A 26,568-nucleotide genomic window follows, 5' to 3' on the forward strand; every position below is an offset into this window, starting at 1 on the left:
CTGCCAAGCTCAAGGCGTTGCTGGAGGGGGAGGCCGGCAAGCTTGAGCGCCTTAAGGCGTGGCTGGAGGGGCAGCGTCAGCTGGCCGCCGAACGCGCCGAGGTCCTCCAGGCGCTGGCCGAGCTGGAGGACGAGGGGCTCTCGGGCAAGGAGCTGGCGGCTGCGCTGCAGGAGCGCCTGGCCCATCTTGATGACCCCGAACTGGTTGGTGACTCGACCGGGGAGGGCGCCGAACAGGGCGGGCTGACCGCCATCGCCGCCAGCGCCTCGGTTCTGATCGGCAGCGCGCCCGGCGATGAGGCCGATGCGAAGCGCGGCAGCGCGCTCGGCGATCAGATCGTCCGCGAGCTGCGGGCCGGCGGCCTGCTCAATGCCCCGGTGGGTGGGCTGGACTTGACCGGCGGGCAGACCGGCAGCCAGGGCGGGCAGAGTGGCGGCGGTGAGCGTAGCTCGGCTGCCGAGGCGCTGCTGCAGGCATTGCAGTCGGGCCAGCGCGGTCGGGACGAGGGCGCCGCTCGTGGCGAGTTCAGCGGACTGCTGGCTGCCGCCCAGGGGCTGGAGGGCAGTCAGCGCGGCGGCGGCCTGCAGTTCACCGTGCAGCAGCCGGTGGGTCAACAGGGTTTCACCCCCGCTGTGGGCGAGCGGGTGGTGTGGATGGTCAACGAGAATGTCCAGCAGGCGCGGCTGCAGCTCAATCCGCCCGGCCTCGGCCCGCTGGACATCCAGGTCAACGTCGGTGACGAGCGCACCACGGTGAACATCACCACGCACAACGCGGCCACCCGCGAGGCCCTGGAGCAGGACCTGGAGCGGCTCAAGCAGTTCCTGGCCGACCAGGGTCAGGGGGAGGTGGACGTGAATATCTCCCAGGGCGACGGCGGTGAGGACGAGACCGATCCCGACGGCGGTGAGTCCCTGCAGGCCGCCGAGTCAGAAGGCGAGGATGCCGGGGAGGCCGCCGCAGCCGGCAGTAGCGGCCGCGGGCTGATCGACCACTACGCCTGAAGCCGCCCGCCCAGCCGCCCAGCAAGCAGGCGCAGCGGCGCCACGGCCGCCGCGATGCCCACCAGGACCGTGGCAAAGGGCAGATCCAGCGCCATGGCGGTGACGAACGCCGCGGTGTAGATCGCAGCGGCCAGCCCCGCCGCCCAGGCCACGGCGCGCCGCCATCCGCCCGCCAGGGCGAAGGCCAGCCAGGCCGGGATGAAGACCAGGGCGAAGGCGGCCATCACCCCCATCACCAGCGCCGTGATCGCCACTACCGCCGCGGCGATCAGATCGAAACCGAGCGTCACCGGCCACAGCGGCTTGCCGTTGGCGGCGTCGTGGCCGGGGAAGAGCTCGTGGCGCAGCAGCCGGCGCGAGATGATCGGCAGGAGCACGGCGGCGGCACCGGCGACGATCAGCGTCGCCCACAACTCCTCGGCACCGACGAAGTAGAGCTGCCCCTCCATCAGGTTCTCGCCGAGGAGCTTGGCGTGGTAGGTCATCGAGGCGCCGAGCATCATCGCCGCCCAACCGAAGAGGATCAGCCAGGCGTAGACGTCGTTGCCGGTTCGGTGCAGGGCGCCCTTGATCGCCACCGCCACGGCGCTCGCCGCCAGGGCCGCGGCCAGCGGCGGGGCGCCGAGCAGCAGGCCCGCCACGCCGCCGGCGCCGGCCAGGTGGGCGAAGCCCAGGGCGGCCAGCCACTCGCCGCGCAGGCGCAGGTAGAGCCCGACCACCGCCACCGCCACGGCGGCGGTCAGCCCGGCGAAGAACGGCAGACGGAACAGGGGGTCGAAGAGCAGTTCCATTACGCGGCCGTCTCCGTTCGCTGCAGATGCCCGCCCGGCTCCAGGGTGATCACCCGGTGGCAGACCTGGCGGATGAAGTCGGCGTCGTGGCTGATCACCAGCGCCCCGCGCCCGGCGTCCAGGCGATTCAGTCCCTCGATGAGCAGCTGCCGGCCACGGGCGTCCAGGTTGTTGGTGGGTTCATCGAGGAGCACCAGGGCCCCGGGGTGGCCGAGGACGGACCAGACCAGCAGGCTCTGGCGCTGCCCGCCGCTGAGGCGGTCGATGCGCCGGCGCAGTAGCGGCTGCAGCGGCTCGGGCAGGGTGGCGGGGTCGGCGCCCATCAGCGTCAGGAGCTCGTCGCCGCGCAGGGGCAGCTCGCCGCCCTGGTACGGGGCCTGGGACTGGCAGGCGATGCCGGCGCCGGCAGCCGTTTTGGCCTGGCCGCCGAAGCGCTGCGCCTGGCCGGTGAGGACACTGAGCACCGTGCTCTTGCCGCAGCCGTTGGGGCCGGCCAGGCCGATCACCTCGCCGGGGTGGACCTGCAGAGAAACCGGGCCGACCACCGGCTCGCCGTAGCCAGCCCGCAGCTGTTCGATCTCGAGAAGCGGTTGCGCCACGAGATGGATCCTTGTCGTGGGGAAGAACGACCCGGGCGGGACCGTGCCCCGTCCGGGTCGCGTCATGGTAAGGGGCGCGGTACCGGCTGGCCAGCCGGTACCGCCGGGTCGGCTCAGGAGGCCGGCGAGGCGATGGCCTCAACCAGCTCGTCGATGACCGCGAAGTAGTCGTCGGCATCGCCGTCCACCGGGACCTGGGTGGGCAGACTGTAGTAGGACCAGCCCAGCTCCCGCTCGATGAACCGGGCCCCGTCCGCCGGCTGGAAGTCGGCGAAAAGCGTTACGCCCCGCTCGTCCGCCAGCTCATTGACCAGCCGCCGCAGGTGGCGGGCGGTGGGCGGTACGCCGGGCAGCGGCTCCAGGTAGCCGTGCAGGGGCACGTCCAGGCGGTGCACCAGATAGTCGATGTCCGCGTGGAAGACCAGCACCCCGGGGGCGTCGGCGACGCGCTCCTCCCAGCCGGGCAACCGCTCTTCGACGGCGGCCTGGAAGTCATCGGCGTTGCTGTAGAAGTGCTCGGCGTGCTCCGGGGCCAGGTCGCCCAGCCGCGAGGCCAGGGCCTGGCCTACCTCGGCCATGCGGACGGGGTCCAGGTAGACGTGGGGGTTGCCCGCCGGGTGGACATCACCCCGGGCGCGGTCGGCGTGACCGGTCTGGCCGATCAGCTCCACCTGGGCGGCGGCCTCGAAATAGCCGTCCTGGCCGATCTGCACGTCCGGGTTGTTGGCGCCGCGGATGGCGGCGGGCAGCCAGCCCTCCTCCAACTCGGCGCCCACCGAGACCACCAGGTCGGCCCCGCGCAGGGCGGCCATCATCGACGGACGCGCCTCCAGGTAGTGGGCGTCCCGGTCCGGCGGGGCCATGGTGGTGACCTCCACATGATCGCCGCCGACCTGCTGGGTGATCATGGCCATGTTGGTGGTGGTCGCGGCCACCTGCAGCCGCTCCGCCGCGGCGGGGCCGGCGGCGAGGGCGGTGGCGAGGACCGCGGTGGCAAGGATGCGCTTGAACATCATTCGACTCCCTCTGCGATTGCGGCGCGGCGCGCTCAGAACGGATGGGCGCCGTGGGCGCCGAGGCTCAGGTTGTACTGGAGCATCGCCTGCCAGGCGTCTTCCCCGTGGTCGTGTCCGTGCCCATGCCCATGCCCAGCGCCACCGGCGAAGTCGGAGTAGTTGACCTGAGCCCGGATGTACGAGAAGTGCGACGGGTAGAAGGTCACGTTGGCCGCGTAACGGTAGCTGGTGTCTAGGGCCTCGATCTCATCGTGCCCGAAGGCGTCGTTGGTGATGCCCAGGGCTTCGGCGCGCAGGCCGGTCCGCCAGCGCGGGGCGATGCCGTAGACCGCCTGGATGTAAAGGCCGTCCTGCTTGCTGGTGCCGGCGTATTCGAAATCTCCGTCGTCATAAAAGTCGGCTTCGATGTTCCGGTAGAAGTACTCGCCCTGTACGGTCCAGTCGCCCTGGCCCTTATAACCACCGGCGTCGTAGCGATAGATCGCGTCGAGGCCGGCGAACCAGCTGTCGCCGTCCCAGGCGTCCTCGTCGTCGATATCGCCCTTCTGGAAGGCACGGGCGTAGCCTGCGGATGCCCCAAGCTGCGCGTTGTGATTGTAACCGAGGTTCGGTCCCCACTTGGCGAAGGCGGTCCCGAGGCGCGGGCCGGAGACATCGTCGAAGCCGTGGTCGTGCCCCTCGTACGGGGCGATTCCGCTGCTCTCACCTTGCAGAGTCTCGACACCGAACTTCAGGTAGGTGCGGGTGGGCGCCAGCCAGTTGAGCTGCACGCCGGTCTCCTGGATGCCGTGGTCGCCGAAGAGGTGCTCGCTGACCAGCGGGCGGTCCACGAAGTCCCACTCGTGGGGGTGCTGGCTGTTGATGTAGCCGATGTCAGAGAGGAACCGGCCGGCCTTCACCTGCAGGCCCCACGGCAGGCTGCGGGTGGTGAAGTAGGCCTCCTCGAGGTCGATGTGGTCGGTGCCCTCGATGACCAGCATGGCGAAGGCGTCGAAATACGGGTCCACCGAGGCCTCGAAGGCGATTTCCGTCTCGCGCAGCTGGAAGCCGTCCTCAATGCCGTGGGCGTGGTCGTGGCCATGACCGTGCCCGTGGCTGTGGCCCATGCCGAAGCCGCCGGGATCCCCCACGTGGCCAGAGAACTCGTTGCCGTAGACGCCGTCCAGGATCACGGAGATGGACGGATTCATCAGTGTGCCGGCGCCGATCTGCTCGCTGGAGGCGGTGGCCCGCTGCATCGGGCCGGGGTCGGCGCTGACGGTGGGTTCCGGTCCCTGCTCGACGGTGGGTTCGTCGGTGGGCGACTGGGCGTGGGCACTGCCGAGCAGCAGGGCTGCGCCGCCCAGACCGGTGGCCAGCAGGGCCGATCGGCGCCATTGGGCGTGGTATCGTGACATGTTCGGGCTCCCCTGGATTGAGTGACGCGCCGGGCGGTTGTGGCCGCTGTCGCGCTGCTGTGGTCAAGTTCCCGGCGCTGGTGGCCGATAGCACAAGAGAGTCCACAGCGGCCGCCTCCGGCGTCCAGTGCAATCTAGTTGCAAATGCAACAAGGCGTCAACAGGCGTCGCCGGCGGGTGATGCGGTAGCATGGGGAGTCGGCAGCAGCAGCGCCGGCGTCACGGCACAGTCAGTGCATTGATAGGGCACGGGGAGGCATACCAGTGCCGAAGATTGTCTACATATTCATGGGGATCATGGCGTTGATGATGGTCGTGACCATGGGCACCGTGGGGGCCCTGGCGTTCGGCTACATCACGCCGCCGGGCATGCATGCGGACGCAGAGCCCGACCTGGGGGATCCGCAGTACCTCAAGCTGGAGCCGCCTTTGACCGTCAATTTCGAGCGGGGTCAGCGGATCAGCTACCTGCAGGCCGAGGTCGAGGTCATGGCGCGCACCGACCAGGCGCTCGAGGGCGTGGAGCGGCACATGCCGGTGATCCGCAACAACCTGCTGATGCTCTTCGCTGATCAGAGCTTCGAGGCGCTCAACACCCGGGCCGGGCGCGAGGATCTGCGGCACGCCTCGCTCGAGGAGATCAACGACATCCTCGATGAGCGCGGGATCGAGGGCGAGGTCGAAGCGGTCTACTTCACCAGTTTCGTAATGCAGTAGCGGGCGGTCGTCATGTCGCAGCAGGATATCCTCAGCCAGGACGAGATCGACGCGCTCCTCCACGGGATCGACGACGGCGACGTCGACACCGAGGACGAAGAGGATACCGGCGAACTCCGGCCGTACACCTTTACCGCCGAGGAGCGCATCGTCCGGGGCCGGATGCCGACCCTGGAGATGATCAACGAGCGCTTCGGGCGGCTGTTTCGCATCGGCCTGTTCAACATGCTCCGCCGCACGCCGGAGGTCTCGGTCACCGGCGTGGAGATGATGAAGTTCGGCGAGTACGTCCACACCCTGTTCGTCCCCACCAGCCTGAACATCATCCGCGTGCCGCCGCTGCGCGGCTCCGGTCTGTTCGTGATCGACCCCAAGCTGGTCTTCCTGGTGGTGGACAACTTCTTCGGCGGCGGCGGGCACTTCTACCTCAAGGTGGAGGGGCGCGAGTTCACGCCCACCGAGCAGCGGGTTATCCGGCTGATGCTCGATCAGGCCTTCGATGACCTGCGCGAGGCGTGGAACCCGGTGCTCGGCGTGGACTTCGAGTACGTGAACATGGAGGTCAACCCGCAGTTCGCCAACATCGTCAGCCCCACCGAGGTGGTCGTCGTGAGCAAGTTCCACGTCGAGCTCGACGGCGGCGGTGGCGACATCCACGTGACCCTGCCGTACACCATGGTCGAGCCGATCCGCGAGATCCTCGACGCCGGCGTGCAGTCCGATCGCAACGACGTCGATGACCGCTGGGCCAAGGCGCTGCGCGAAGAGATGAAGACCGCTCCGGTGACCATGCACAGTACCCTGGCGCGCTCGGAGATCACCCTGCGCGATCTGATGCACCTCAAGGCCGGGGATGTGATCCCCATCGAGATGCCCGAGCGGGTGGTGGTCGAGGTCGAGGAGGTGCCGGTCTTCTACGGTACCTATGGGGTGTGCGAGGGCCATGCGGCGCTGCGTATTGACGAGAAGGTGCAGGCGCCGGAGCGCGAGACACTGCTGCCGGAGCGCGACCAGGTCCGCCGCGAGGAGCGCGAACGGGACGAGGAGCCGGTTCAGCAGCGCATCAACCGGCTCACCGCCGAGCAGCGCAGCGGCGCCGAGGAGTCCCACGAGGCGCCGGAGCGCCCCCAGAGCAGCCAGAGGGTGGATGAGTCATGAGTGACGAGAACGACCGGCCGTCGGCCGATGACGACTGGGCCGACGCCCTGGCCGAGCAGAAGGGGCAGGGCGAGCAGGAGGGAGAGCACATCGACGACGAGGCCCTGGCCGAGGAGTGGGCGGCCGCCATGGAGGAGGGCGCCGAGGCCACCGAGACGGCCGGTTCGGGCGGTCGGGAGAGCGGCCAGTCCGGCGCTGCCGAAAAAGGCGGCGGCGGCCGATCGGTGGATCTGGACGAGTTCGATCCGGCCGCCACGCGCGCCGCCGGCGAGGATGACCAGAACATCGATGTCATCCTCGACATCCCGGTGACGCTGTCCATGGAGATCGGCCGGACGCAGATCAGCATCCGCCACCTGCTCCAGCTCAACCAGGGCTCGGTGGTGGAGCTCGACCGCCTGGCCGGCGAGCCCCTGGACGTGATGGTCAACGGCACGCTGATCGCCCACGGCGAGGTGGTGGTCGTCAACGAGCGCTTCGGCATCCGCCTGACCGACGTCATCAGCCCGGCCGAGCGGGTGAAGAAGCTGCGCTGATGGCCCCTCGATCGCGCTCGTGGGTGACGTTCCTCCGGCGCTCGCGCCTGGCGGGGGCGGCGCTGGGCGTCAATCTGCTGGCGTTCTCGGCGCCGGCGGTGGCCGAGACCGTCCCCGGGGTCGAGGCCGAGGCCATCGTCCGGGTGATTGTCGCCCTGTTGGTGGTGCTGGCGGTGATTGTCGGGCTCTCCTGGCTGCTCCGGCGCTTCGGCGGCGGGGCCGTGGGCGGCACCGGGGCCATGCGTGTGCTCGGCTCGCTGCCGGTGGGCCAGCGCGAGCGCGTGGTGCTGGTTCAGGTGGGGGAGACCCAGCTGCTGCTCGGTGTAGCGCCCGGGCGGGTACAGACCTTGCATATACTGGAAACCCCAGTGACCGGCGTCGGCGGCGAGGCCGACGGCGGGCAGGGCGGCCCGTTCGCGGCGCGGCTGCGTCGCTTGATGCAGCAATCCGATCAGCAGTAGTCCATGCCCACACTCCGTATTCTGCTTCTCGTGGCGTTGTTTCTTTGCCCGGTGCTGGCCTACGGCCAGACCGGGCTGGAGGCGCTGACCATCGAGGAGACCGAGGACGGGCAGACCTGGAGCCTCAGCGTCCAGGTCCTCGTCCTCATGACCCTGCTGACGCTGCTGCCGGCGATGGTGCTGATGATGACCGCCTTTACGCGGATCATCGTCGTCCTTGCCATCCTGCGCCAGGCGCTCGGCACCGCCTCGACGCCGTCGAACCAGGTGCTCATCGGGCTGGCCCTGTTCCTGACCCTGTTCGTGATGATGCCGGTCTTCGACGAGATCAACGAGACCGCGCTGCAGCCGTACATGGCCGAGGAGATGAACGCCGAGCAGGCGCTGGAGCAGGCCAGCGAGCCGATGCGCGAGTTCATGATCCGCCAGACCCGCGAGGACGACATCGCCCTGTTCCTGCGCATCGCCGACTACGGCGAGGTGGACAGCCCGGACGACGTGCCCATGTCGGTGCTGATCCCGGCATTCATGACCAGCGAGCTGAAGACCGCCTTCATCATCGGCTTCGTGCTCTATCTGCCGTTCCTGGTCATCGACCTGGTGGTGGCCAGCACGCTGATGTCCATGGGCATGCTGATGCTCTCGCCGATGATCATCTCGCTGCCGTTCAAGATCATGCTCTTCGTCCTGGTCGATGGCTGGTCACTGGTGATGGGCACCCTGGCGTCCAGTTTCTTCCTGTGACCGCCCGGGTGCCCCGCCGGGCGGCAAGACCTTGCCGCCCGGCGGCAATGGCGGGGCGCCGAACGGCAAAAAGCTGCCGGCCCGGCCGGAGCCGGTCGGCCGGTGCCGGCCGCTAGCGGCAAGCCTTTAATGGAGGTTGTCTATGACACCCGAGCGGGCGATTCAGCTGGGCACGGACGCGCTCACCGTGGCCACGCTCCTGGCCGGGCCGATCCTGTTGGCGGCGCTGATCATCGGCCTGATCGTCGGCATGTTCCAGGCGGCCACGCAGATCAACGAGCAGACCCTCTCCTTCGTGCCCAAGCTCGCCGGCTTGGCGGTGGTGCTGTTCCTGCTCACGCCGTGGATGACCCAGGTCCTGACCGACTTCACCGAGGGGCTCATCCGCAGCATCCCGGAGATCCTGCGCTGAATGGAGATCAGCAGCGCCGAAGCGGCCGCGTGGGTGGGTACCTTCATGTACCCGCTGATGCGCATCGGGGCGGCGGCCCTGGTGGCGCCGGTGTTCGGCAACGACATGATCCCGCTGCAGGTGCGGGTGTTCATCGGCGTGGCCCTGACCATCGCCGTGCTTCCGGCGGTGGGCGAGGTGCCCCCGGTGGATCCGCTCTCGGCGGACGGCCTGCTGATCGCCGTCCAGGAGGTGCTGGTGGGGCTGACCATCGGCATGATCCTGGCCCTGGCGCTGAACACGGCGGTGATCGCCGGTGAGAGCATTGCCCTGGCCATGGGGCTGGGTTTTGCCACCATGGTGGACCCGCAGACGGGCATGTCGGTGCCGGTGATCTCCCAGCTGCTGCTGACCATCGTCACGCTGCTCTTCCTCGCCGTCGGCGGGCACCTGATGCTGATCCAGCTGCTGGCAGACAGCTTCGCGGCGGTGCCTATCGGCGAGATCGCCCTGGATCGGGACGTGTTCTGGGGTGTCGCGGCCTGGGGGACGCAGATGTACGCGGGTGCCGTACTCATCGCGCTGCCGCTGGTCACCGTCCTGCTGGTCATCAACCTCTCGCTGGGCGTGATGACCCGCGCCGCGCCGCAGATGAACGTCTTCTCCGTCGGTCTGCCGCTGACCATCCTGGTCGGCGGCGTCCTGATGCCCATCCTGGTCCTGCCGGCGCTGCCGGCGCGCATGGCCATGATGTGGAGCGAGGCGTACAACACCATCGGATCGTTGCTCGGTACACCGGGGATCGGGGGGTAGGCCGTGGCCCAGGAGAGCGAAGACGGGCAGGAAAAAACCGAGGATCCGACCCCGAAACGGCGCGAGGAATCGCGCAAGAAGGGGCAGATCCCGCGCTCGCGGGAGCTGACCACCATGCTGGTGCTGCTGGTGGCCGCCGGCGCGCTGCTGGCGCTCGGTCCCTTCATGGGCGGTCAGCTGACGTCGCTGCTCGAGTGGTCATTCACCATTGATCGTAGCCACATCTACGATCCGGGGATCCTCATCGAGCGGCTGCACGAGGCGCTCGGGCGGGGGTTGCTCACGGTGCTGCCGTTCATCGCCGTGATGCTGCTCGCCGCGCTGATCGCCCCCACCGCCCTGGGCGGGTGGAGTTTCTCCTTTCACCCGATGCAGCCCAAGCCCGAGAAGCTCAGCCCCATCAAGGGGTTTCAGCGCATGTTCGGGACCAAGGCGGCGGTGGAGCTGGGCAAGGCCCTGGGCAAGGTGCTGGTCATCGGCGGCACCGCCGCCGGGCTGTTTGTCCTCTTCTGGGACAACTTCTACACCATGAGCCGGGCCCCCCTCGAGCCCTCCATGGCCGAGGGCATGCGGCTGTTCTACATCTTCTTCTTCCTGCTGGCACTGTCGATGCTGGTGGTGGTGGCCATCGACATCCCCTACCAGATCTACGACCACACCCAGAAGATCCGCATGACCCGCCAGGAGGTCAAAGAGGAGTTCAAGCAGACCGAGGGCAAGCCGGAGGTCAAGCAGCGGGTCCGCGAGCAGCAGCGGGAGATGACCAACCGGCGGATGATGGAGCAGGTCCCCGATGCCGATGTGGTCATCACCAACCCGGCCCACTACGCCGTGGCGCTCAAATACGATCAGTCGTCCATGCGTGCGCCCACGGTGGTGGCCAAGGGCGCCGACCTGCTTGCTGCGCGCATCCGCCAGATCGCCGAGGAGAACGACATCCTGATCTTCCAGGCCCCGCCGCTGGCACGGGCCTTGTATCATTCCGCCGATCTGGACCAGGAGATCCCGGGCGCGCTTTACTTCGCCGTCGCCCAGGTGCTGGCCTACGTCTACCAGTTCCAGGCCGCGCAGCGCCGCGGCTGGACGCCGCCGCAGCGGCCCGAGCCGGAGGTTCCGTCGGGCTACGACGCCGGCGGCGGTGCACCATCCGATGAGCCAGGAGGGGATAGCCGCCGATGAATTCGGCCATCGCCGATCAGATCCGCAGCCTCGGCTCCCGGGGGCTGGGTACGCCGCTGCTGGTCATTGCCCTGTTGGCGATGATGATCGTGCCCCTGCCGCCGCTGGCGCTGGACATGCTGTTCACCTTCAACATCGTCCTGTCGCTGTCGATCCTCCTGGTCACCGTCTACATCATGCGGCCGCTGGAGTTCGCGGTTTTCCCGACGATCCTGCTGGTGGCCACGCTGCTGCGCCTGGCGCTGAACATCGCCTCGACGCGGATCATCCTCCTCGACGGTCATACCGGCACCGACGCGGCGGGCAACGTCATCCAGTCGTTCGGCGAGTTCGTCGTTGGCGCCAACTACGTGGTCGGCTTCGTGGTCTTCGCCATCCTGGTGATCATCAACTTCGTCGTGGTCACCAAGGGCGCCGGGCGCATCTCCGAGGTCTCGGCGCGCTTCACCTTGGATGCGCTGCCCGGCAAGCAGATGGCCATCGACGCCGACCTCAACGCCGGGATCATCAGCCAGGAGGAGGCGCGCAACCGGCGCCAGGAGGTGGCTCAGGAGGCCGACTTCTACGGCTCCATGGACGGTGCCGCCAAGTTCGTCCGCGGTGACGCGATCGCCGGCATCCTGATCCTGCTGATCAATATCGTCGGCGGGCTGATCATCGGCATGACCCAGCACGGCATGCCGGCCGACGAGGCCGCCCGCAACTACACCCTGCTGACCATCGGCGACGGCCTGGTGGCGCAGATCCCCTCGCTGGTGCTCTCCAGCGCGACGGCCATCCTGGTCACCCGCCGCTCGGATACGCGGCGGATGACCGACGACATCATGGAGCAGCTGTTCAGCAACCCGCGGGTGCTCTGGGTCGTCGCCGGGATCATCGGCCTGCTTGGTCTGGCGCCGGGGCTGCCGCCGGTGCCGTTTCTCTTCTTCGCCGGGCTGTGCGCGCTGGGGGCGTGGTACGCCGGCAGGCGCGAGGCCGAGGCGGCCGCCGCGGCTCAGCAGCCCGCGGCATCCGAGCAGGCCGATGCCGAGCGGGAGGACCCCGAGCAGAAAGAGCTCACCTGGGACGACGTGCCCCCGGTGGACCCGGTGGGCCTGGAAGTGGGTTACGGCCTGATCCCGCTGGTCGACCGCAATCAGGGCGGGCAGCTGCTGACCCGGATCAAGGGGGTGCGCAAGAAGCTCTCCCAGGACCTGGGCTTCCTGGTCCAGCCGGTGCACATCCGCGACAACCTCGATCTGGGACCCAACGTCTACCGGGTCAGCATCCACGGCGTACCCGTGGCCGAGGGCGACGTGCAGCCCGGCCGCGAGCTGGCCATCAACCCCGGGACGGTCCACGGCGAGCTCTCCGGGACGCCGACCAAGGATCCGGCCTTCGGTCTCGACGCGGTGTGGATCGAGCCGTCGCAGCACGATTACGCGCAGACCCTGGGCTACACGGTGGTGGACGCCAGCACGGTGATCGCCACCCATCTCTCCCAGGAGGTGCAGCGCAACGCCCATCAGCTCTTCGGCCACGAGGAGGCGCAGAAGCTGCTCGACATGCTCGGCCAGAGCCAGCCCAAGCTGGTCGAGGAGCTGGTGCCCAACACCCTGAGCCTGTCCACGGTGGTCAAGGTGCTGCAGAATCTGCTCGAGGAGGGCGTGCCCATCCGGGACATGCGCTCCATCGTCGAGGCGCTGGCCGAGCACGGGCAGAAGACCAAGGACCCGGGGCAGCTGACTCAGCACGTGCGCGAGGCGCTCAGCCGCATGATCGTCCAGGAGATCGTCGGCATGCAGCGCGAGGTGCCGGTGATCACCCTGGAGCCGCAGCTGGAACAACTCTTGCTTAATTCCGTGCAGGGTGCCGGGGACGGGGGCGGCGGCATCGAGCCCGGGCTGGCCGAGCGCATGCAGCGCTCGATCGCCCAGGCGGCGGAGCGTCAAGAAGCCGCCGGTCAGCCCGCCGTATTGCTGACGTCACCGCCGCTGCGCCACTGGCTGCGGCGGCTGTCCCGCAACGTGGCGTCGGGGCTTTACGTCCTGTCCTACAACGAGGTCCCGGATGACCGGCAGGTGCGCATCATCGCCAACGTCGGTCAGGGGCAGGAGGAATCGGGCAAGCAGGGGTAACGCACCATGCGAATCAAGCGAATCTTCGCCGCCAATACCCGCGAGGCGCTGCGCAAGGTCAAGGAGCAGCACGGCCCGGATGCCGTGGTGATCTCGTCGCGCAATGTCGACGGCGGCGTCGAGGTGATCTCGGCGGTGGACTACGACGAGCGCGCCGTTCAGGCGGCGGCCCGCGCGCAGGATCCGCGGGCCGCCGAGATCCCGCCCCTGGACGGCTCGCCGGGCCCGCGCCCCGGTGAGCCGGACCTGCCCGCCGCCGAGGACGAGCCGTCCGGGCAGGCGGAGCCGGCCGAGGATGAGGCCGGCCGTGCTCGCGAGGCGGCCCTGGCCCGCCTGCGCAGTCTGCGCGCCGGTGGTGCGGTGGCCGACGACGCCCTGCCGCAGCGTGAGGGGGGCGGCCCGTCCCGCGGGCGGCCGCGCATCGACACCGGCGCGGCGGAGCGGGCCCGTGCCAACGCGGCCGCCCATCGCAGTTCCGGCCAGGAGCGCAGCGGCGCCGGCGGCGGCGAGCGCCGCGAGCCGCGTATCGATCTGCGCGTCGGCGGCGCCGACGAGGACGCCGAACTCTTCGACGCCCTCAGCCGCGAGCACCAGGAGGTGGAGCGCAAGCGCGCCGAGCAGCCGCGACGCGAGCCGGCCTCCCGGCCGGCGCGTGGTCGGGGCGGGGCGGCCAGCGGCGGCGAGCCCGGTGGCGACCGGGGCCAGGGGCTCGGCGGGGTCGAGCACGCCGCCGCCATGGGGGCCGCCGCCGAGGCGGCCAGCGCCGGCAACCAGGAGGGCCCGTCTACCGCGGGTGGCTCCGGTGCGAGCCGCCGTCGCGTCGAGGAGGAGCCGGCCTTCCAGGAGATGCGCGAGGAGATCCGCACCCTGCGCAGCCTCTTCGAGAACCAGCTCTCGCTGCTCGAGTGGAACCGCATGGGTCACCGCCACCCGGCCCGAGCCACGGTGATCAAACGGCTCACGGATCTCGGCATGGGCACCGAAGTCAGCCGCAAGCTGGCCGATCACATTGGCGGCGACGAGAACCCCGACACCGCCTTCCGCAAGGCGCTGGCCCTGATCGCCCGGCACCTGCCCATCGCCGGCGACGAGATCGTCGACCGCGGCGGGGTCTACGCCCTGGTCGGCCCCACCGGCGTCGGCAAGACCACCACGGTGGCCAAGCTGGCGGCGCGCTACGCCCTGCGCCACGGCCGCGAGCAGGTGGCACTGGTGAGCACCGACAACTACCGGGTCGGCGCCCAGGACCAGCTGCTGACCTACGCCCGCATCCTCGATGTGCCCGTCTACACCGCCACCAACCGCCATGAGCTGCGGACCATCGTCGACGATCTGATGGACCGCGGCCTGGTGCTCATCGACACCGTGGGCATGAGCCAGCGCGACGTGCGTCTGGCCGAGCAGTTCAAGACCCTGGGCAGCGCCGAGGGGCTGGTGAAGACCTACCTGGTGCTCTCAGCGGCCACCCAGATGGCGACGCTGACCGAATCGGTCAGCGCCTTCGCCGGCGCCGAGCCGGTGGGCTGCATCTTCACCAAGGTCGACGAGGCCTCCAGCCTGGGCGGGGCGATGACCTGCGCCCTGCGCACCAAGCTGCCTATCGCCTATCTGGCCGTGGGGCAGCGGGTGCCGGAAGACCTTCAGGCGGCCAGGGGTGATACACTCGTGCACCGGGCGTGTGCGCTGCTGGACGAGCACGTTCAGGAGGCCGACGAGGAAGCCCTGGCATTGGCTCTCGGTGGGGGAGGCGCATGTTCCTGACAGAGCCAGGCCTCGATCAGGCGGCGGGGTTGCGCAGGATGGCGAAAACCAGACCGGTCAAGGTGGTCGCCGTCACCGGCGGCAAAGGCGGGGTCGGCAAGACCAACGTCTCCGTGAATCTGGCCACTGCGCTCAGTCGCATGGGCCAGGAGGTGATGCTCTTCGACGCCGATCTGGGGCTGGCCAACGTCGACGTGGCCCTGGGCCTGTCGCCCAAGCTCAACCTCTCCCACGTGCTCGCCGGCGAGGCGAGCCTCGATGAGGTCCTCGTCGAGGCCCCCGGCGGCTTTACCATCGTGCCCGCCTCTTCGGGCACCCAGCGCATGGCCGAGCTCACCGCCGCCGAGCACGCCGGGCTGATCCGCTGCTTCAGCGAGCTCCAGCGCGAGGTGGATGTGCTGCTCGTCGACACCGCGGCGGGCATCTCCGAGAGCGTGGTCAGCTTCGTGCGCGCCTGCCGCGAACTGGTCATCGTCGCCTGCAATGAGCCCTCGTCGATCACCGATGCCTACGCCCTGATCAAGGTCCTCAACCGCTACGGGGTCGAGCGCTTCCACCTGGTCGCCAACCGCGTGCGCAGCCGCCGCGAGGGGCAGATGCTGCACCAGAAGCTGGCCGTGGCCACCGAGCGCTTCCTCGACCTGAACCTGGACTTCATCGGCGCCATCCCGGAGGATGATCGCCTACGCCGGGCGGTGCAGAAGCAGCAGCCGGTGGTCGAGACCTACCCGAACAGCCCCTCGGCGCGGGCGTTCGGTGATCTGGCGCGGCGAATCGACGCGTGGCCGACCCCCTCGGGGGCCACCGGGAACCTGGAGTTCTTCGTCGAGCGACTGATCGAATACAGCAGCATGGGGGGAGAGGTGACCTGATGAATGGTCACGCGATGTACACCGCGGTGGCACAGCAGGGCGACGAGGATCTGGTCACCCGCCACGCCTCGCTGGTCAAGCGGATCGCCCACCATCTGGCCAGCCGCCTGCCGCCGAGCGTGCAGCTCGAGGACCTGATCCAGGCCGGTATGATCGGCCTGCTCGAGGCGGCGCGCCAGTACGACTCCTCCCAGGGGGCGAGCTTCCAGACCTACGCCGGCATCCGCATCCGCGGCGCCATGCTCGACGAGATGCGCCGGCTCGACTGGACGCCGCGTTCGGTCCACCGCAAGGGCCGCGAGGTGGCCGAAGCCATCCGCAGCATCGAGCACCGGACCGGGCGAGATGCCCGCGACCACGAGGTGGCCGAGGCCCTGGGGATCTCGGTGGCGGAATACCACAATATCCTGCAGGATGTGTCCTCGGCGAAGGTCTTCAGCATCGACCAGGAGGATCCGGGCACCGGCGAGCCCCACGAGCCCGCCGGGCACGACCCCGGCCCCCTGGCCATGCTGCAGGACGAGGCGTTCCAGGGCGAGCTGGCCGAGGCGATCCGGGAGCTGCCCGAGCGCGAGCGCCTGGTCATGGCGCTCTACTACGATGAGGAACTCAACCTGCGTGAGATCGGCGAGGTGCTCGGGGTCTCGGAGTCGCGGGTCAGCCAGATCCACGGCCGGATCATGCTCAAGCTGCGCAACCGTCTCGGGGAGTGGCGGCGCGAGCAGCAGGAACGAACGGCGTAGCACGGCTTTGGCAAGGCCTCGAGATAGGGGGGCAATGTGGCAGCGGACAAGAACATGAAGATCCTCGTTGTGGACGATTTCTCCACGATGAGGCGGATCATCAAGAACCTGTTGCGCGAACTCGGCTACAACAACGTGGTCGAGGCCGACGACGGCAACACGGCGCTGCCCATCCTGCAGAAGGGCGGGATCGACTTTCTGATCACCGACTGGAACATGCCGGGCATGACCGGTCTGGAACTGCTCAAGCACGTCCGTGCCGATGCCAATCTCAAGGACCTGCCCACGCTGATGGTCACCGCCGAGGCCAAGCGCGAGCAGATCATGGAGGCGGCGCAGGCCGGGGTGAACGGCTACATCGTCAAGCCCTTCACCGCGGCGACGCTGCGCGAGAAGATCGACAAGATCTTCGAGCGGGTCCAGGCAGGCGGGGGATGAGCAGCATGCGCCGGGAGCAGGGCAGCAGCGGCGCCGACCTCGAGGCGTACCGCCGCGCCGCGCAGCAGTTACTGGAGCACGTCGACGCCGGGGACAGCGAGGGTGCCCAGACGGTCATCGACGACCTGACCCACCTGCGGGAGACCGAGCTCTTCCGCGAGCTGGGGACGCTGACCCGGGATCTGCATGAGGCGATCAAGGCGTTCAACTACGACGAGCGCCTGGCCGATATCACCTCCCAGGAGATCCCCGATGCCCGCGAGCGCCTGAACTACGTCATCACGATGACCGAGCAGGCCGCCCACCGCACCCTGACGGTGATCGAGGGCAGTGCGCCGCTGGCGCAGGAGCTGGCCGAGGAGGGGGCACGGCTGGCGGAGCGCTGGCAGGCCTTCCAGCGCCGCGAGCTCAATGTCGAGGACTTCCGCGAGCTCTCCCGCGAGCTGGATGGCTTCCTCAACCGGGTCCAGGCAGACAGTCGGCAGATCAGCGATCAGCTCAACGAGGCGTTGATGGCCCAGGACTACCAGGACCTGACCGGGCAGATCATCCGCAAGGTCATCGCCCTGGTCGAGGAGGTCGAGTCGAACCTGGTCCAGCTGGTGCGCATCTCCGGGCAGCGCTTCGAGGAGGAAGGCCAGCAGCCCTCCACCCGGCCGGCCGAGGACGCCGAGGTGGCCAGCGAGCGGATGCGCCGCGGCGAGGGGCCGACCATGCCCGGCAAGGGTGGCGACGACGTGGTCAGCGGGCAGGACGAAGTGGACGATCTCCTGTCGAGCCTGGGGTTTTAGCCCGGGCACCGAGAAGCCCAACAACAGCGGAGGCCGAGCATGGCCATCGACCTCGACGACGACATCGTGCAGGACTTCCTGGTCGAGTCTCGGGAGATCCTCGACCGGCTGGGCGAGCAGCTGGTGGATCTGGAGCAGCACGGCGAGGACCAGGATCTGCTCAATTCGGTCTTCCGCGGCTTCCACACCATCAAGGGGGGCGCCGGGTTCCTCGGGCTCGATCCGCTGGTTGAGGTCTGCCACCGCACCGAGGACGTCTTCAACCTGCTGCGCAATGGCGAGAAGCAGGTCTCGCCGGAGCTGATGGACACCGTCCTGCGCGCGCTCGATGTGGTGGTCGCGCAGTTCGGGCAGATCGAGAACGGCAGCGACCCGGAACCGGCCTCGGCGGAGCTGCTCCAGGAGCTCGACCGGCTCAAGCAGGCGGATGCCGGTGCGCCGCCGGCCGCCGCCGCAGGGGCAGCGCAGGAGCAGCAGCCGGCCTCCCAGCAAGAGCAGACCGGCGACGACAGCGACGCCGAGTTCGATGAGCTGCTCACCGCCCTGGACGACGGCGACGAGGCCGCCACCTCCGGAGGCGGCGACGAGATCACCGACGCTGAGTTCGAGCAGCTGCTCGACGAGCTCCACGGCAAAGGTCAGCACCAGGGCAAGCCGGTGGCCGAGGATCCGGCCGCGGAGGCCGCCGAACCGGCCTCGGGCGGCGGGGACGACGAGATCACCGAGGAGGAGTTCGAGCAGCTGCTCGACAGCCTCTACGGCCCCGGAGCAGCGCCCGGCAAGGACGCGTCGCCGCCGGCGGTCGAAGGCGCGGGCGACGATGCGCAAAGCGCTTCGGCGCCGCCCCCACCCGGCGCGGCCGCGGCTGGCGAGCCGCAGGCAGGCGAGCCGCAGGCGGCCGACGCGCCGGCGGCCCCCCGGGAGCCCGAGCCGGCCGCTGCGGCGGAGTCGACCCCGGCGGCGCCGCAGGCCGATGCCCCCGCCCGCAAGCCGGCCGCCGGCGGCGGCCAGGGTGGTGGGGGCGGTGGCGGTGCCGGTGCCGACAAGGGTGGCACGGGTGCCGATGCCGGGGGTGGCGGCAACAAGGTCGAGGCCTCGGTGCGGGTGGATACCGCCAAGCTCGACGAGATCATGAACCTCGTCGGCGAGCTGGTGCTGGTGCGCAACCGCCTCTCCAACCTGCGCAACGAGCTCGACGACGATCGCCTCGGCCAGGCGGTCAGCGATCTGGAGCTGGTCACCTCCGACCTGCAGTCTTCGGTGATGAAGACGCGCATGCAGCCGATCAAGAAGGTCTTCGGCCGTTTCCCCCGGGTGATCCGCGACCTGGCCCGGCAGCTCGACAAGGAGGTCACGCTGGAGACCCACGGCGAGGACACCGACCTGGACAAGAACATGGTCGAGGCCCTGGCCGACCCCATGGTCCACCTGGTGCGCAACGCCGTGGATCACGGCGTGGAGTACCCGGATGAGCGCGAGGCCGCCGGCAAGCCCCGCCAGGGCACGGTGACCCTGTCCGCCGAGCAGGAGGGGGATCACATCCTGCTGACCATCGCCGACGACGGGCGCGGGATGGACCCGGACAAGCTGCGCGGCCTGGCGGTGAAAAAGGGCATGATGGACGAGGAGTCGGCCTCGCGGCTCGATGACAAGGAGGCGTACAGCCTGATCTTCCACGCCGGGTTCTCGAGCAAGGAGGAGATCTCCGACGTCTCCGGCCGCGGCGTGGGCATGGACGTGGTCAAGAACAGTCTCTCGCGGCTCAACGGCACCGTGGACATCGACTCCGAGCTGGGCCGTGGCACGGTCATGCGCATCCAGCTGCCGCTCACCCTGGCCATCCTGCCGACGCTGATGGTCAAGGTCTCCGGGCGCAAGTTCGCCCTGCCCATGTCCGTGGTGCGCGAGATCTTCGAACTCCAGGACGTGCGCACCAACGTGGTCAACAACCGCCTGGTGGCCATCGTCCGCGACAAGGCCATGCCGCTGTTCTTCCTGGAGCGCTGGCTCAGCCAGGCCGGTGAGCCGGTGCTCACCACCAAGCGCGAGATGGCCAACGGCGAGGAGGCCGAGGACGAGCGGCAGGTCATCACGGTCATCGTCGGCAACCAGGCCGTCGGCTTTGTCGTCGACGAGGTCATCGGTCTCGAGGAGGTGGTCATCAAGCCCCTGGGCGCGCTGCTCCACGGCCTGCCGGGGCTGGCCGGCTCGACCATCACCGGCGACGGGCAGATCGCCCTGATCGTCGACATCCCGAGCCTGATCAAGGCCTACGGCAAGCGGCTGTAGGCCGCCCGGGCGCGGGGCGCGCGTCGCTCGTAGAGGAGGACTGGGTGAGCATTCGGGTTCTGGTGGTCGACGATTCCGGCTTCTTCCGCCGGCGCATCCGCGCCATGGTCGAGCAGGACCCGCGTCTCGAGGTCTGCGGCGAGGCTGGCGATGGACGCCAGGCCGTGTCCCTGGCCCAGCGCCTGTGCCCGGACGTCATCACCATGGACATCGAGATGCCCGAGCTCGACGGCATCTCGGCGGTCCGCGAGATCATGCAGCGCCGGCCCACCCCGGTCCTGATGTTCTCCTCGCTCACCCACGAGGGCGCACGGGCCACCATCGAGGCGCTGGAGGCCGGCGCCGCCGATTTCATCCCCAAGCGTTTCGCCGACCTCTCCGGGGATATGGAAGCGGTCCAGCGGCAGCTCTGCGAGCGGCTGGTGGAGCTTGGCGGCGGTCGTCGCGGCGGCGGTTCCCGGGGCGGGCAGGCGGCCGCCTCCCAGGCCCGCTCCCCCGCCCCGACACCCCCTCCGGCTGGCGGTGAGGCCGACCGACCCCGGCGCACCCCTGCCTCGACGGCGCCGTCGACCCGGCGGAGGACGGGCGGCGAGCTCGCGCCCGAGTCCCCGGCCGAGTCCCCGACCCCGGCAGCCGAGCCTGCCACTGCCCCCGCGGCAGGCCCCCGGCGGGGCGCGCGCGGCGCTCCGCGCCTGGCCGACCTGCAGGCGGTGGTCATCGGCTGCTCCACCGGCGGTCCGGTGGCCCTGCAGCGGGTGCTGACGCGGCTGCCAGCGAGCTTCCCGGTACCCGTGCTGGTGATCCAGCATATGCCGGCCTCCTTCACGCCGGCCTTCGCCGAGCGTCTCAACGAGCTCTGCCAGGTGCGCGTGCGTGAGGCGGCCGATGACGACATGCTGCGCCCGGGCGAGGTCCTGCTCGCTCCCGGAGGCCGGCATCTGGGGGTGCGCGGGCGTAGCGGCGCACTCAGCGTCTACACCTACGAGGGGCAGAGTGACCACCACTACAAGCCGAGCGTCGACATCGCCTTCAGCGAGCTGGCCCGGCTGGCCCCGGGCGGGGTGCTGGGCATCGTGCTCACCGGCATGGGCTCCGACGGGGCCAAAGGGGCCCGGCTGCTCAAGGATAACGGCTGCTGGGTGTGGAGCCAGGACGAGGCGAGCAGCGTCATCTACGGCATGCCTGCGGCGGTGACCCGGGCCGGGCTCACCGACCAGGTGCTGCCCCTGGACCGGATCGGAGACGAACTCGCCCGCCTCCGCTAGCGGGCAGGATCGCAGGCCTATGCGCATCTGGACCGTGGCCAATCAGAAGGGCGGCGTCGGCAAGACCACCGTCGTCACCAGCCTGGCCGGGCTGCTCGCCCAGCGCGGCAGCTCGGTGCTGGTGGTCGACCTCGATCCCCACGGCTCGCTGACCAGCTACTTCGGCTACGACCCGGAGGAGGTCGAGCCGAACCTCTACGAGCTCTTCCGCCACCAGGGGCGGGGTGTCGACCCCGAGGCGATGAGTGTGCCCACCGCGGTGCAGGGGCTGCACCTGCTGCCGGCGTCCACCTCTCTGGCGACCCTCGACCGGCAGCTGGGCAGCCGCAAGGGGATGGGGCTGGTCATCCGCCGCGGCCTGAGCACCATGGCCCACCGCTTCGACTACACCCTGCTCGATTGCCCGCCGATGCTCGGCGTGCTGATGGTCAACGCCCTGGCCGCCTGTGAGCGGCTGATCGTGCCGGTGCAGACTGAGTTCCTGGCTCTCAAGGGGCTGGAGCGGATGGTCCATACCCTGGAGATGATCGAGCGCTCGCGGCCCCGTGCCCTGCCGTACACCATCGTCCCGACGCTCTATGACCGGCGGACCCGGGCCGCGACTCGGGCCCTGGAGGAACTGCAGCAGCGCCACGGCGAGCGGGTCTGGCCCGGTGCCATCCCGGTGGATACCCAGTTCCGCGAGGCCAGCCGCGAAGGCCTGCCGCTGACCGTGATGCAGCCCTGGTGCCGCGGCAGCCTGGCCTTTCGTAAGCTGCTCGATCACTTGACCCGCGGCGAGCGCGAGCGTGACAACGAGGTGGCTGGCCATGTCTGAGGAGGATCCGGGCAAGGGGCTTCCCGATCACCAGCGCGCCCTGGGGGAGTACCTCCAGGCCCTGCTCGACGACGTCGAGGACTACACTCCGGAGGCGGAGGCGGAAGCACCGGCATCCGATGCCCCGCAGGCGGAGCCTGCGTCGGGGTCGGCACCCACCGGGCCGCCGCCGGCTGCCGAGCGGCAACCGGCCCGTACCCGGGAGACGCCGCCGAGCCGGGTGGCCGAGCGCCCGCGGATGCCGCAGGCGCCGCCGCCGTCGGTGGCCCCGCCGGAGACGGCCCCCGGCGAGCCCGAAGCGCACCCGCCGTCCGCCGAGACCGCAGCGCCGCCCCGGCCACGGGCCGGGGCTACGGGAGGCGGCCAGGAGCCGCCGACCGACCCCACCCCGGCGTGGGCGCGTCCCTTCTTCCAGGCGCTGACCCTGCACGTGGGCGCGCTTCGCCTGGCGGTGCCCCTGGTCAAGCTCCACCGGGTGGTGCCGTGGGAGGATCCCGACGAGGTCGAGCCCACCGTGGGGCAGCCGGGGTGGATGCACGGGCTCCTCGACCACCGGGGGCGGTATGTTCAGGTCGTCGACACCGCCGAGCTGGTCCTGCCCGAAGACCGTCGTCCGCCGCTCGAGGAGCGCCGCGCCGGGAAGATCATCATCGTCGGCGACGGCAACTGGGGGCTGGCCTGCCGCGAGGTGGGCGCGGTGCTCAAGCTCACCCCGGATCAGGTGCAGTGGCGCTCGGCTCAGGGCCGGCGGCGCTGGCTGGCGGGTACGGTGCGCGAGCACCTCTGTGCGCTGGTGGATCCCGACGCCTTCGCCGACATGCTCGAGCAGGAGGGCGGCGTCGGGGGCACCCTGGCATCCCCCGCCGCCGGGGGGCAGAATGGCCCCGCCGGCTCCCGTTAAACCCGTAGCGAGGGGAATACATGGCTTACGAACAGGCACAGTACGATGAGGATGCCGAGCTCGCCGAGGGGCCGACCTCCCAGTGGGTGACCTTCAAGCTCGGCAATGAGCACTACGGTATCAACGTGATGCAGGTCCAGGAGGTCCTGCCGTTGTCCGAGATCGCGCCGGTCCCCGGCGCGCCGGAATTCGTGCTGGGCATCATCAACCTGCGCGGCAAGGTGGTGACGGTGATCGACACCCGGCTGCGCTTCGGGATGCAGTCGCGGGAACCCGACAAGCAGAGCCGGATCATCGTCATGGAGGTGGCGGAGAACGTCGCCGGGATCCTGGTGGATAGCGTCGATGAGGTGGCCAGCGTCCGCGAGGCGCAGATCGATACGGCGCCAAACGTGGGCAACGAGGAGTCGTCGCGCTACATCTACGGGGTGGTCAGCCGCGAGGATGGGCTGCTGATCCTGGTCGACGCCAACAAGCTCCTGACCGAGGACGAGTGGCAGGAAGTCGCCGCCCTCTGATCCGCGAGCAGTCCGCCGGGCCGCGGTCACCCCGCCCGCCGGCGGGTTTGGTGAGGTTGGAGACGGAAGCTGCCGCGTTGTGGGGCCTGCCGCCGCGCGGATGTGCGCGCCCCGCCTGCGGCGGGGTCCCCTGCGCTGCTCGCCCCGCCGGGGCCGCTCGCTCAACTCGCGGCGCTAACGCGCCGCTCGGACAAGACCTCGCTGATGAGCGCGAACCGGTAAAGGTTCGCGCTCACCCCCCGTCGGGGCTGCGCGGCTCGGCGCGCCCAAATGCGCGGCGGCAGGCCCCACAAAGCGGCAGCCCTGCACATCGCCCGAGGCCCGCCGGCGGGCGGGGTGGCCGCGGGCGCGCTACGACTCGCGCCGGACCGAGGGCGGGCGCTCCGGCTGGATCTCCGCCGTCTTCACCCGATTGCCCTGGGTCTGCACGATGGTCACCGGATAACCGTCGATCAGCAGGCTCGTGCCCGCCTCGGGGATGGTCTCCAGCCGCTCGAGGATCAACCCGTTCAGGGTCTTCGGCCCGCTGGTCGACAGCTCCCAGCCCAGCACCCGATTCAGCTCCCGGATCGTCGCGCTGCCCTCGACCAGATAGGTTCCATCCTCCTGCCGGGTGATCGAGCGGGTCAGCGTGCCCGGATCCGTCGTGAACTCGCCGACGATCTCCTCGAGGATATCGTCCAGGGCCGCCAGGCCCAGGATCTCGCCGTACTCGTCCACCACCAGCCCGACGCGCTCGCGCTGGCGCTGGAACTTCAACAGCTGGGTGTGCAGCCCGGTGCCCTCCGGGATGAAGAACGGCTCGTGCAGCCGGGCCTGGAGGTCCTCCGGCGTGAAGCTGCCGCGGACCAGGTCGCCGACGATCCGGCGCACATGCACGAACCCCAGGACGTGGTCCACCGTGCCGCGGTAGACGGGCATGCGGGTGTACTGGCTGTTGGTCAGCCGTTCCAGGGTCTCCGGCCACGGATCGTCGAGGTCGATGCCGACGATCTCCGTGCGCGGGATCATGATGTCCTCCACCGTCGCTTCCTCCAGGTCGAGGATGCTCACCAGCATGTGCCGGTGGCGGCGGGGGATCATGTTGCCGGCCTCGTTGACGACGGTGCGCAGCTCCTCCTGGCTGAGCTCGGCGGCGCTGACGTCCTCGACCCGCACCCGGACGATGCTCAGTAGGGCGTTCGCCGCCGCATTGACTAGCCAGACCAGGGGGTAGAGCAGGCGCAGGAGCAGCCACAGCACGTAGCTGGCCGGGAAAGCCACGCGCTCTGGATGGACGGCGGCGAGCGTCTTGGGTGCCACCTCGGCGAAGATCAGGATCACCAGCGTCAGCAGGCCGGCGGCCACGGCGATGGCGCTCTCGCCGTGCAGGCGCAGGGCGATCAGCGTCGCCAGGGAGGAGGCGGCGATGTTGACGAAGTTGTTGCCGAGCAGGATCACCCCGAGGACCCGGTCCGGTCGCTGCAGGAGCCGCTCGGCGATGCGTGCACCGCGATGGCCCTGCTTGGCCAGGTGACGCATGCGGTAGCGGTTGAGCGACATGAGCGCCGTCTCCGAGCCCGAAAAGCAGCCGGAGAGGACGATCAGGCCGCCGAGGGCGGCGAAGAGCAGGCTGACGGGAATCGCTTCCAACGGGGGTCCGGGGCCTCGGTGGCTTCAGGTGCGAATGCGTCGGGCGACCGCCGGTTCGGCGCAGAGTCCGGCCAGATCGTCGCCATCCGGGCGCTGCGGGCGGTCGCGGTCGCGGTCGACGATGCAGAGAAAGCCCAGCGGCTCGTCGCCGCCGGTGGCGTGGATCTGGTGCCAGGCCCGCGGGGCGATGTAGACGCAATCCAGCGGGGTGACGACCTCGACCCGGTTGTCGAGGACCACCTCGGCGCGGCCGCGCACCACGATGACCACATGGGTGTGCTCGTGGCGCTCGAGCGTCGTGTAGCCGCCGGGCTCCACCTCGAAGTAGCGGGTCTCGAAGGCCGGAGCCTCCTGCCCGGACGGACGGCCGACCAGGGTCTGGCGGCGGGCACCACTGAAGTGGGTGCCCTCCGCCTTGTAGGCCTCTTCCTCGATGCCCTCCCAGCGGTAGCCCTGCTCGCGCAGGACGCGGGAGGCGTCGTGCTCCTCGCCGGTCATGCCGCTAACGGCCCTCCACCACGTCCTGCAGCCGGCGCGCCGCGGCGACCCGGTCGCCCTGGGCGTAGAGGCTGCCGCCGATCAGCAGCACGACGTCCGGGCCGTAGCGCTCGGCCCAGTACGGCGCCCGCTCGGCGTCGACCCCGCCGCCCGGGGTGGGCAGGGCGGGGCGGATGTCGCCCAGTGGCCGGCGCAGGCGGTCGTTGATGCGGTCACACAGGGCCTGATCGTAGGTCGGGAAGCGCCCTTCGGCGTTGGTGTAGACGACCATATCGGCGCCAAAGAGCCGGGTGATCTCGCCGAGCAGCAGGGCGGGGTCGATGCCGTGCTCGGCGCCGGCCACGGCCCCGGCGAAGGCCGGGTGGGCCATCAGCGCCATGTCGTAGCGCTCCCGGGCCCAGATCAGAGCGTCGAGGCCGGTCAGGAAGGGGCAGATGAGCACCGCCTTGCAGCCGGCCTCCTGGGCGGCGTCCAGGCGCTTGTCCAGCTCCCAGCGCGGCCCGGTGACGTTGGGCAGGTAGAGCGAGCGGCCGCCGGTCTCGGCGTTGACCTCATTGACGGCCTGCTGGCACGCCTGCACCCGGTCGACGAAGCGCGAGGTGTCCTGATCGCAAAGGCCGTGGTCGTCCTTGATCAGGTCGATGCCGCCGCGGGCGAAGTCGGCGCAGAAGCCGGCCAGCGTGGCGGTATCCAGCCCCAGGGGCTTGAGCGCCGTGGAGCTCATCGGCCGCTCGGCGATGCCGAGCATCTCGCGCACGCCGGTGGTGCCGTAGCGCGGGCCGCCCAGGGCCTGCAGCAGGTTGGGCGTCCACTCGACGTCGGCCAGGCGGATTCCGCTCTTGAGCGAGATGTTGCCGAACAGGTTGTTGATCAGCTGCGTCGGCTCGAGACCGGTGATCGCCTCCGGGAAGTCCAGGACCAGGCGGTGGCGACCGTCGTCGAGGGCCGTCAGCTCCTGGATCGTCGGCACCACGTCGTCGTAGACGTGCGCCGGGATGCAGCGCGAGGGCAGCTCGGCGCTCTGCTCCAGGGCGATGCCCTTGGCCTTGTCATGGGGGTCTTCGCCGGGGCGGCAGGTCAGGTGGTAGGTGACGCGCAGGGTTTCGGCAGACAAGGTGGT

Annotated in this window: 26 protein-coding genes and 1 pseudogene; 20 read left to right on the forward strand and 7 right to left on the reverse strand. The window is 69.8% G+C overall.

The features are described 5' to 3' along the window. Positions 1 to 1,004 (forward strand): flagellar hook-length control protein FliK (locus tag LRG07_RS10405; protein WP_238642300.1); only part of this gene is annotated, 1,004 nt, incomplete at its 5' end. On the opposite strand, the gene LRG07_RS10410 is transcribed toward LRG07_RS10405, so the two are convergent. From LRG07_RS10410 to LRG07_RS10425, 4 genes are all read right to left on the reverse strand, one after another. Further along, a complete protein-coding gene (locus LRG07_RS10410) occupies positions 995 to 1,795 on the reverse strand; it encodes a metal ABC transporter permease (protein WP_201242393.1) in 801 nt (266 codons plus the stop codon). The genes LRG07_RS10405 and LRG07_RS10410 overlap by 10 nt on opposite strands. Beyond that, positions 1,795 to 2,394 carry an ATP-binding cassette domain-containing protein gene (locus LRG07_RS10415; RefSeq protein ID WP_238634226.1) on the reverse strand — a complete coding sequence of 200 codons (600 nt, stop codon included), beginning with the start codon at positions 2,392 to 2,394 and terminating at the stop codon, positions 1,795 to 1,797. The genes LRG07_RS10410 and LRG07_RS10415 overlap by 1 nt, the downstream gene beginning before the upstream one ends. Before the next feature lie 113 nt (positions 2,395 to 2,507). Further along, complete coding sequence (locus LRG07_RS10420) at positions 2,508 to 3,407, reverse strand: metal ABC transporter substrate-binding protein (protein ID WP_238642301.1); 900 nt, start codon at positions 3,405 to 3,407, stop codon at positions 2,508 to 2,510. A gap of 35 nt (positions 3,408 to 3,442) precedes the next feature. Continuing rightward, on the reverse strand, positions 3,443 to 4,807 hold the full coding sequence (locus LRG07_RS10425; RefSeq protein ID WP_238642302.1) for a zinc-regulated TonB-dependent outer membrane receptor: 1,365 nt from the start codon (positions 4,805 to 4,807) through the stop codon (positions 3,443 to 3,445). A gap of 264 nt (positions 4,808 to 5,071) precedes the next feature. Between LRG07_RS10425 and fliL the strand changes: the two genes are divergently transcribed. The 19 genes and pseudogenes from fliL to LRG07_RS10520 all read left to right on the forward strand — a co-directional run bounded on the left by fliL (position 5,072) and on the right by LRG07_RS10520 (position 23,318). Next, positions 5,072 to 5,524, forward strand: coding sequence for a flagellar basal body-associated FliL family protein (gene fliL, locus LRG07_RS10430; RefSeq protein ID WP_201168495.1), 453 nt, complete (start codon positions 5,072 to 5,074; stop codon positions 5,522 to 5,524). Between the two features lie 12 nt (positions 5,525 to 5,536). Then, a pseudogene (gene fliM, locus LRG07_RS10435) lies at positions 5,537 to 6,499 on the forward strand (flagellar motor switch protein FliM); the annotation flags it as partial. A 179-nt stretch (positions 6,500 to 6,678) separates the two neighbouring features. After that, complete coding sequence (fliN, locus tag LRG07_RS10440; protein ID WP_201168489.1) at positions 6,679 to 7,218, forward strand: flagellar motor switch protein FliN; 540 nt, start codon at positions 6,679 to 6,681, stop codon at positions 7,216 to 7,218. Further along, positions 7,218 to 7,679: a flagellar biosynthetic protein FliO gene (gene fliO, locus LRG07_RS10445; protein ID WP_201242400.1), complete on the forward strand. Its 462-nt coding sequence runs from the start codon at positions 7,218 to 7,220 to the stop codon at positions 7,677 to 7,679. The genes fliN and fliO overlap by 1 nt, the downstream gene beginning before the upstream one ends. A gap of 3 nt (positions 7,680 to 7,682) precedes the next feature. Next, complete coding sequence (gene fliP / locus LRG07_RS10450; protein ID WP_201168483.1) at positions 7,683 to 8,423, forward strand: flagellar type III secretion system pore protein FliP; 741 nt, start codon at positions 7,683 to 7,685, stop codon at positions 8,421 to 8,423. A gap of 142 nt (positions 8,424 to 8,565) precedes the next feature. Continuing rightward, on the forward strand, positions 8,566 to 8,835 hold the full coding sequence (fliQ, locus tag LRG07_RS10455) for a flagellar biosynthesis protein FliQ (protein WP_201168480.1): 270 nt from the start codon (positions 8,566 to 8,568) through the stop codon (positions 8,833 to 8,835). Further along, on the forward strand, positions 8,836 to 9,627 hold the full coding sequence (fliR, locus tag LRG07_RS10460; RefSeq protein ID WP_201168477.1) for a flagellar biosynthetic protein FliR: 792 nt from the start codon (positions 8,836 to 8,838) through the stop codon (positions 9,625 to 9,627). It abuts the gene before it with no gap. Positions 9,628 to 9,630: 3 nt separating this feature from the next. Further along, complete coding sequence (gene flhB, locus LRG07_RS10465; protein ID WP_238642303.1) at positions 9,631 to 10,806, forward strand: flagellar biosynthesis protein FlhB; 1,176 nt, start codon at positions 9,631 to 9,633, stop codon at positions 10,804 to 10,806. Then, entirely contained in the window at positions 10,803 to 12,923 is a 2,121-nt protein-coding gene (flhA, locus tag LRG07_RS10470) for a flagellar biosynthesis protein FlhA (protein ID WP_238633586.1), read from the forward strand. Before flhB ends, flhA begins: the two co-directional genes overlap by 4 nt. Before the next feature lie 6 nt (positions 12,924 to 12,929). Beyond that, positions 12,930 to 14,684 (forward strand): flagellar biosynthesis protein FlhF, encoded by a 1,755-nt coding sequence (flhF, locus tag LRG07_RS10475; RefSeq protein WP_238642304.1) that lies wholly within the window; start codon positions 12,930 to 12,932, stop codon positions 14,682 to 14,684. A 38-nt stretch (positions 14,685 to 14,722) separates the two neighbouring features. Further along, entirely contained in the window at positions 14,723 to 15,556 is an 834-nt protein-coding gene (locus LRG07_RS10480) for a MinD/ParA family protein (protein ID WP_274519788.1), read from the forward strand. After that, positions 15,556 to 16,299: an RNA polymerase sigma factor FliA gene (locus tag LRG07_RS10485; RefSeq protein ID WP_201168468.1), complete on the forward strand. Its 744-nt coding sequence runs from the start codon at positions 15,556 to 15,558 to the stop codon at positions 16,297 to 16,299. Before LRG07_RS10480 ends, LRG07_RS10485 begins: the two co-directional genes overlap by 1 nt. A gap of 54 nt (positions 16,300 to 16,353) precedes the next feature. Further along, complete coding sequence (gene cheY / locus LRG07_RS10490; RefSeq protein WP_201168465.1) at positions 16,354 to 16,737, forward strand: chemotaxis response regulator CheY; 384 nt, start codon at positions 16,354 to 16,356, stop codon at positions 16,735 to 16,737. Between the two features lie 5 nt (positions 16,738 to 16,742). Next, positions 16,743 to 17,528, forward strand: coding sequence for a protein phosphatase CheZ (locus LRG07_RS10495; RefSeq protein ID WP_201168690.1), 786 nt, complete (start codon positions 16,743 to 16,745; stop codon positions 17,526 to 17,528). A gap of 39 nt (positions 17,529 to 17,567) precedes the next feature. After that, positions 17,568 to 19,817, forward strand: coding sequence for a chemotaxis protein CheA (locus LRG07_RS10500; RefSeq protein WP_238642305.1), 2,250 nt, complete (start codon positions 17,568 to 17,570; stop codon positions 19,815 to 19,817). A gap of 44 nt (positions 19,818 to 19,861) precedes the next feature. After that, the gene (locus LRG07_RS10505; RefSeq protein ID WP_238637005.1) at positions 19,862 to 21,082 is read left to right on the forward strand and encodes a chemotaxis response regulator protein-glutamate methylesterase; all 1,221 of its coding nucleotides are present in this window, start codon (positions 19,862 to 19,864) and stop codon (positions 21,080 to 21,082) included. Positions 21,083 to 21,101: 19 nt separating this feature from the next. After that, entirely contained in the window at positions 21,102 to 21,899 is a 798-nt protein-coding gene (locus tag LRG07_RS10510; RefSeq protein ID WP_238633590.1) for a ParA family protein, read from the forward strand. Next, positions 21,892 to 22,800: a chemotaxis protein CheW gene (locus LRG07_RS10515; protein WP_238642306.1), complete on the forward strand. Its 909-nt coding sequence runs from the start codon at positions 21,892 to 21,894 to the stop codon at positions 22,798 to 22,800. The genes LRG07_RS10510 and LRG07_RS10515 overlap by 8 nt, the downstream gene beginning before the upstream one ends. 20 nt (positions 22,801 to 22,820) lie before the next feature. Continuing rightward, positions 22,821 to 23,318: a chemotaxis protein CheW gene (locus LRG07_RS10520; RefSeq protein ID WP_201168447.1), complete on the forward strand. Its 498-nt coding sequence runs from the start codon at positions 22,821 to 22,823 to the stop codon at positions 23,316 to 23,318. A 351-nt stretch (positions 23,319 to 23,669) separates the two neighbouring features. On the opposite strand, the gene LRG07_RS10525 is transcribed toward LRG07_RS10520, so the two are convergent. From LRG07_RS10525 to LRG07_RS10535, 3 genes are read right to left on the reverse strand one after another with little or no spacing between them, the layout of a single operon-like run. Then, positions 23,670 to 24,950, reverse strand: a complete 1,281-nt coding sequence (locus LRG07_RS10525; RefSeq protein ID WP_201168446.1) for an HlyC/CorC family transporter — start codon at positions 24,948 to 24,950, stop codon at positions 23,670 to 23,672. 24 nt (positions 24,951 to 24,974) lie between these two features. Then, on the reverse strand, positions 24,975 to 25,448 hold the full coding sequence (locus tag LRG07_RS10530; protein ID WP_201168444.1) for a cupin domain-containing protein: 474 nt from the start codon (positions 25,446 to 25,448) through the stop codon (positions 24,975 to 24,977). 4 nt (positions 25,449 to 25,452) lie between these two features. After that, positions 25,453 to 26,562 carry a RuBisCO large subunit C-terminal-like domain-containing protein gene (locus LRG07_RS10535; protein WP_201168443.1) on the reverse strand — a complete coding sequence of 370 codons (1,110 nt, stop codon included), beginning with the start codon at positions 26,560 to 26,562 and terminating at the stop codon, positions 25,453 to 25,455. Positions 26,563 to 26,568: the final 6 nt, after the last annotated feature.

It is taken from the genome of Halorhodospira sp. 9622 (genome assembly GCF_022228025.1).
Lineage (GTDB): Bacteria > Pseudomonadota > Gammaproteobacteria > Nitrococcales > Halorhodospiraceae > Halorhodospira > Halorhodospira halophila_A.

Coding starts and splice junctions, on each gene's coding strand:
- LRG07_RS10480 (WP_274519788.1), top strand. CDS start 14,723: ATGGCGAAAACCAGACCGGTCAAGGTGGTCGCCGTCACCGGCGGCAAA.
- LRG07_RS10530 (WP_201168444.1), bottom strand. CDS start 25,448: ATGACCGGCGAGGAGCACGACGCCTCCCGCGTCCTGCGCGAGCAGGGC.
- LRG07_RS10500 (WP_238642305.1), top strand. CDS start 17,568: ATGGCCATCGACCTCGACGACGACATCGTGCAGGACTTCCTGGTCGAG.
- LRG07_RS10495 (WP_201168690.1), top strand. CDS start 16,743: ATGCGCCGGGAGCAGGGCAGCAGCGGCGCCGACCTCGAGGCGTACCGC.
- LRG07_RS10485 (WP_201168468.1), top strand. CDS start 15,556: ATGAATGGTCACGCGATGTACACCGCGGTGGCACAGCAGGGCGACGAG.
- fliN (WP_201168489.1), top strand. CDS start 6,679: ATGAGTGACGAGAACGACCGGCCGTCGGCCGATGACGACTGGGCCGAC.
- LRG07_RS10425 (WP_238642302.1), bottom strand. CDS start 4,807: ATGTCACGATACCACGCCCAATGGCGCCGATCGGCCCTGCTGGCCACC.
- fliO (WP_201242400.1), top strand. CDS start 7,218: ATGGCCCCTCGATCGCGCTCGTGGGTGACGTTCCTCCGGCGCTCGCGC.
- fliQ (WP_201168480.1), top strand. CDS start 8,566: ATGACACCCGAGCGGGCGATTCAGCTGGGCACGGACGCGCTCACCGTG.
- LRG07_RS10520 (WP_201168447.1), top strand. CDS start 22,821: ATGGCTTACGAACAGGCACAGTACGATGAGGATGCCGAGCTCGCCGAG.
- flhA (WP_238633586.1), top strand. CDS start 10,803: ATGAATTCGGCCATCGCCGATCAGATCCGCAGCCTCGGCTCCCGGGGG.
- LRG07_RS10515 (WP_238642306.1), top strand. CDS start 21,892: ATGTCTGAGGAGGATCCGGGCAAGGGGCTTCCCGATCACCAGCGCGCC.
- LRG07_RS10420 (WP_238642301.1), bottom strand. CDS start 3,407: ATGTTCAAGCGCATCCTTGCCACCGCGGTCCTCGCCACCGCCCTCGCC.
- fliP (WP_201168483.1), top strand. CDS start 7,683: ATGCCCACACTCCGTATTCTGCTTCTCGTGGCGTTGTTTCTTTGCCCG.
- fliR (WP_201168477.1), top strand. CDS start 8,836: ATGGAGATCAGCAGCGCCGAAGCGGCCGCGTGGGTGGGTACCTTCATG.
- LRG07_RS10410 (WP_201242393.1), bottom strand. CDS start 1,795: ATGGAACTGCTCTTCGACCCCCTGTTCCGTCTGCCGTTCTTCGCCGGG.
- cheY (WP_201168465.1), top strand. CDS start 16,354: ATGAAGATCCTCGTTGTGGACGATTTCTCCACGATGAGGCGGATCATC.
- LRG07_RS10510 (WP_238633590.1), top strand. CDS start 21,102: ATGCGCATCTGGACCGTGGCCAATCAGAAGGGCGGCGTCGGCAAGACC.
- flhF (WP_238642304.1), top strand. CDS start 12,930: ATGCGAATCAAGCGAATCTTCGCCGCCAATACCCGCGAGGCGCTGCGC.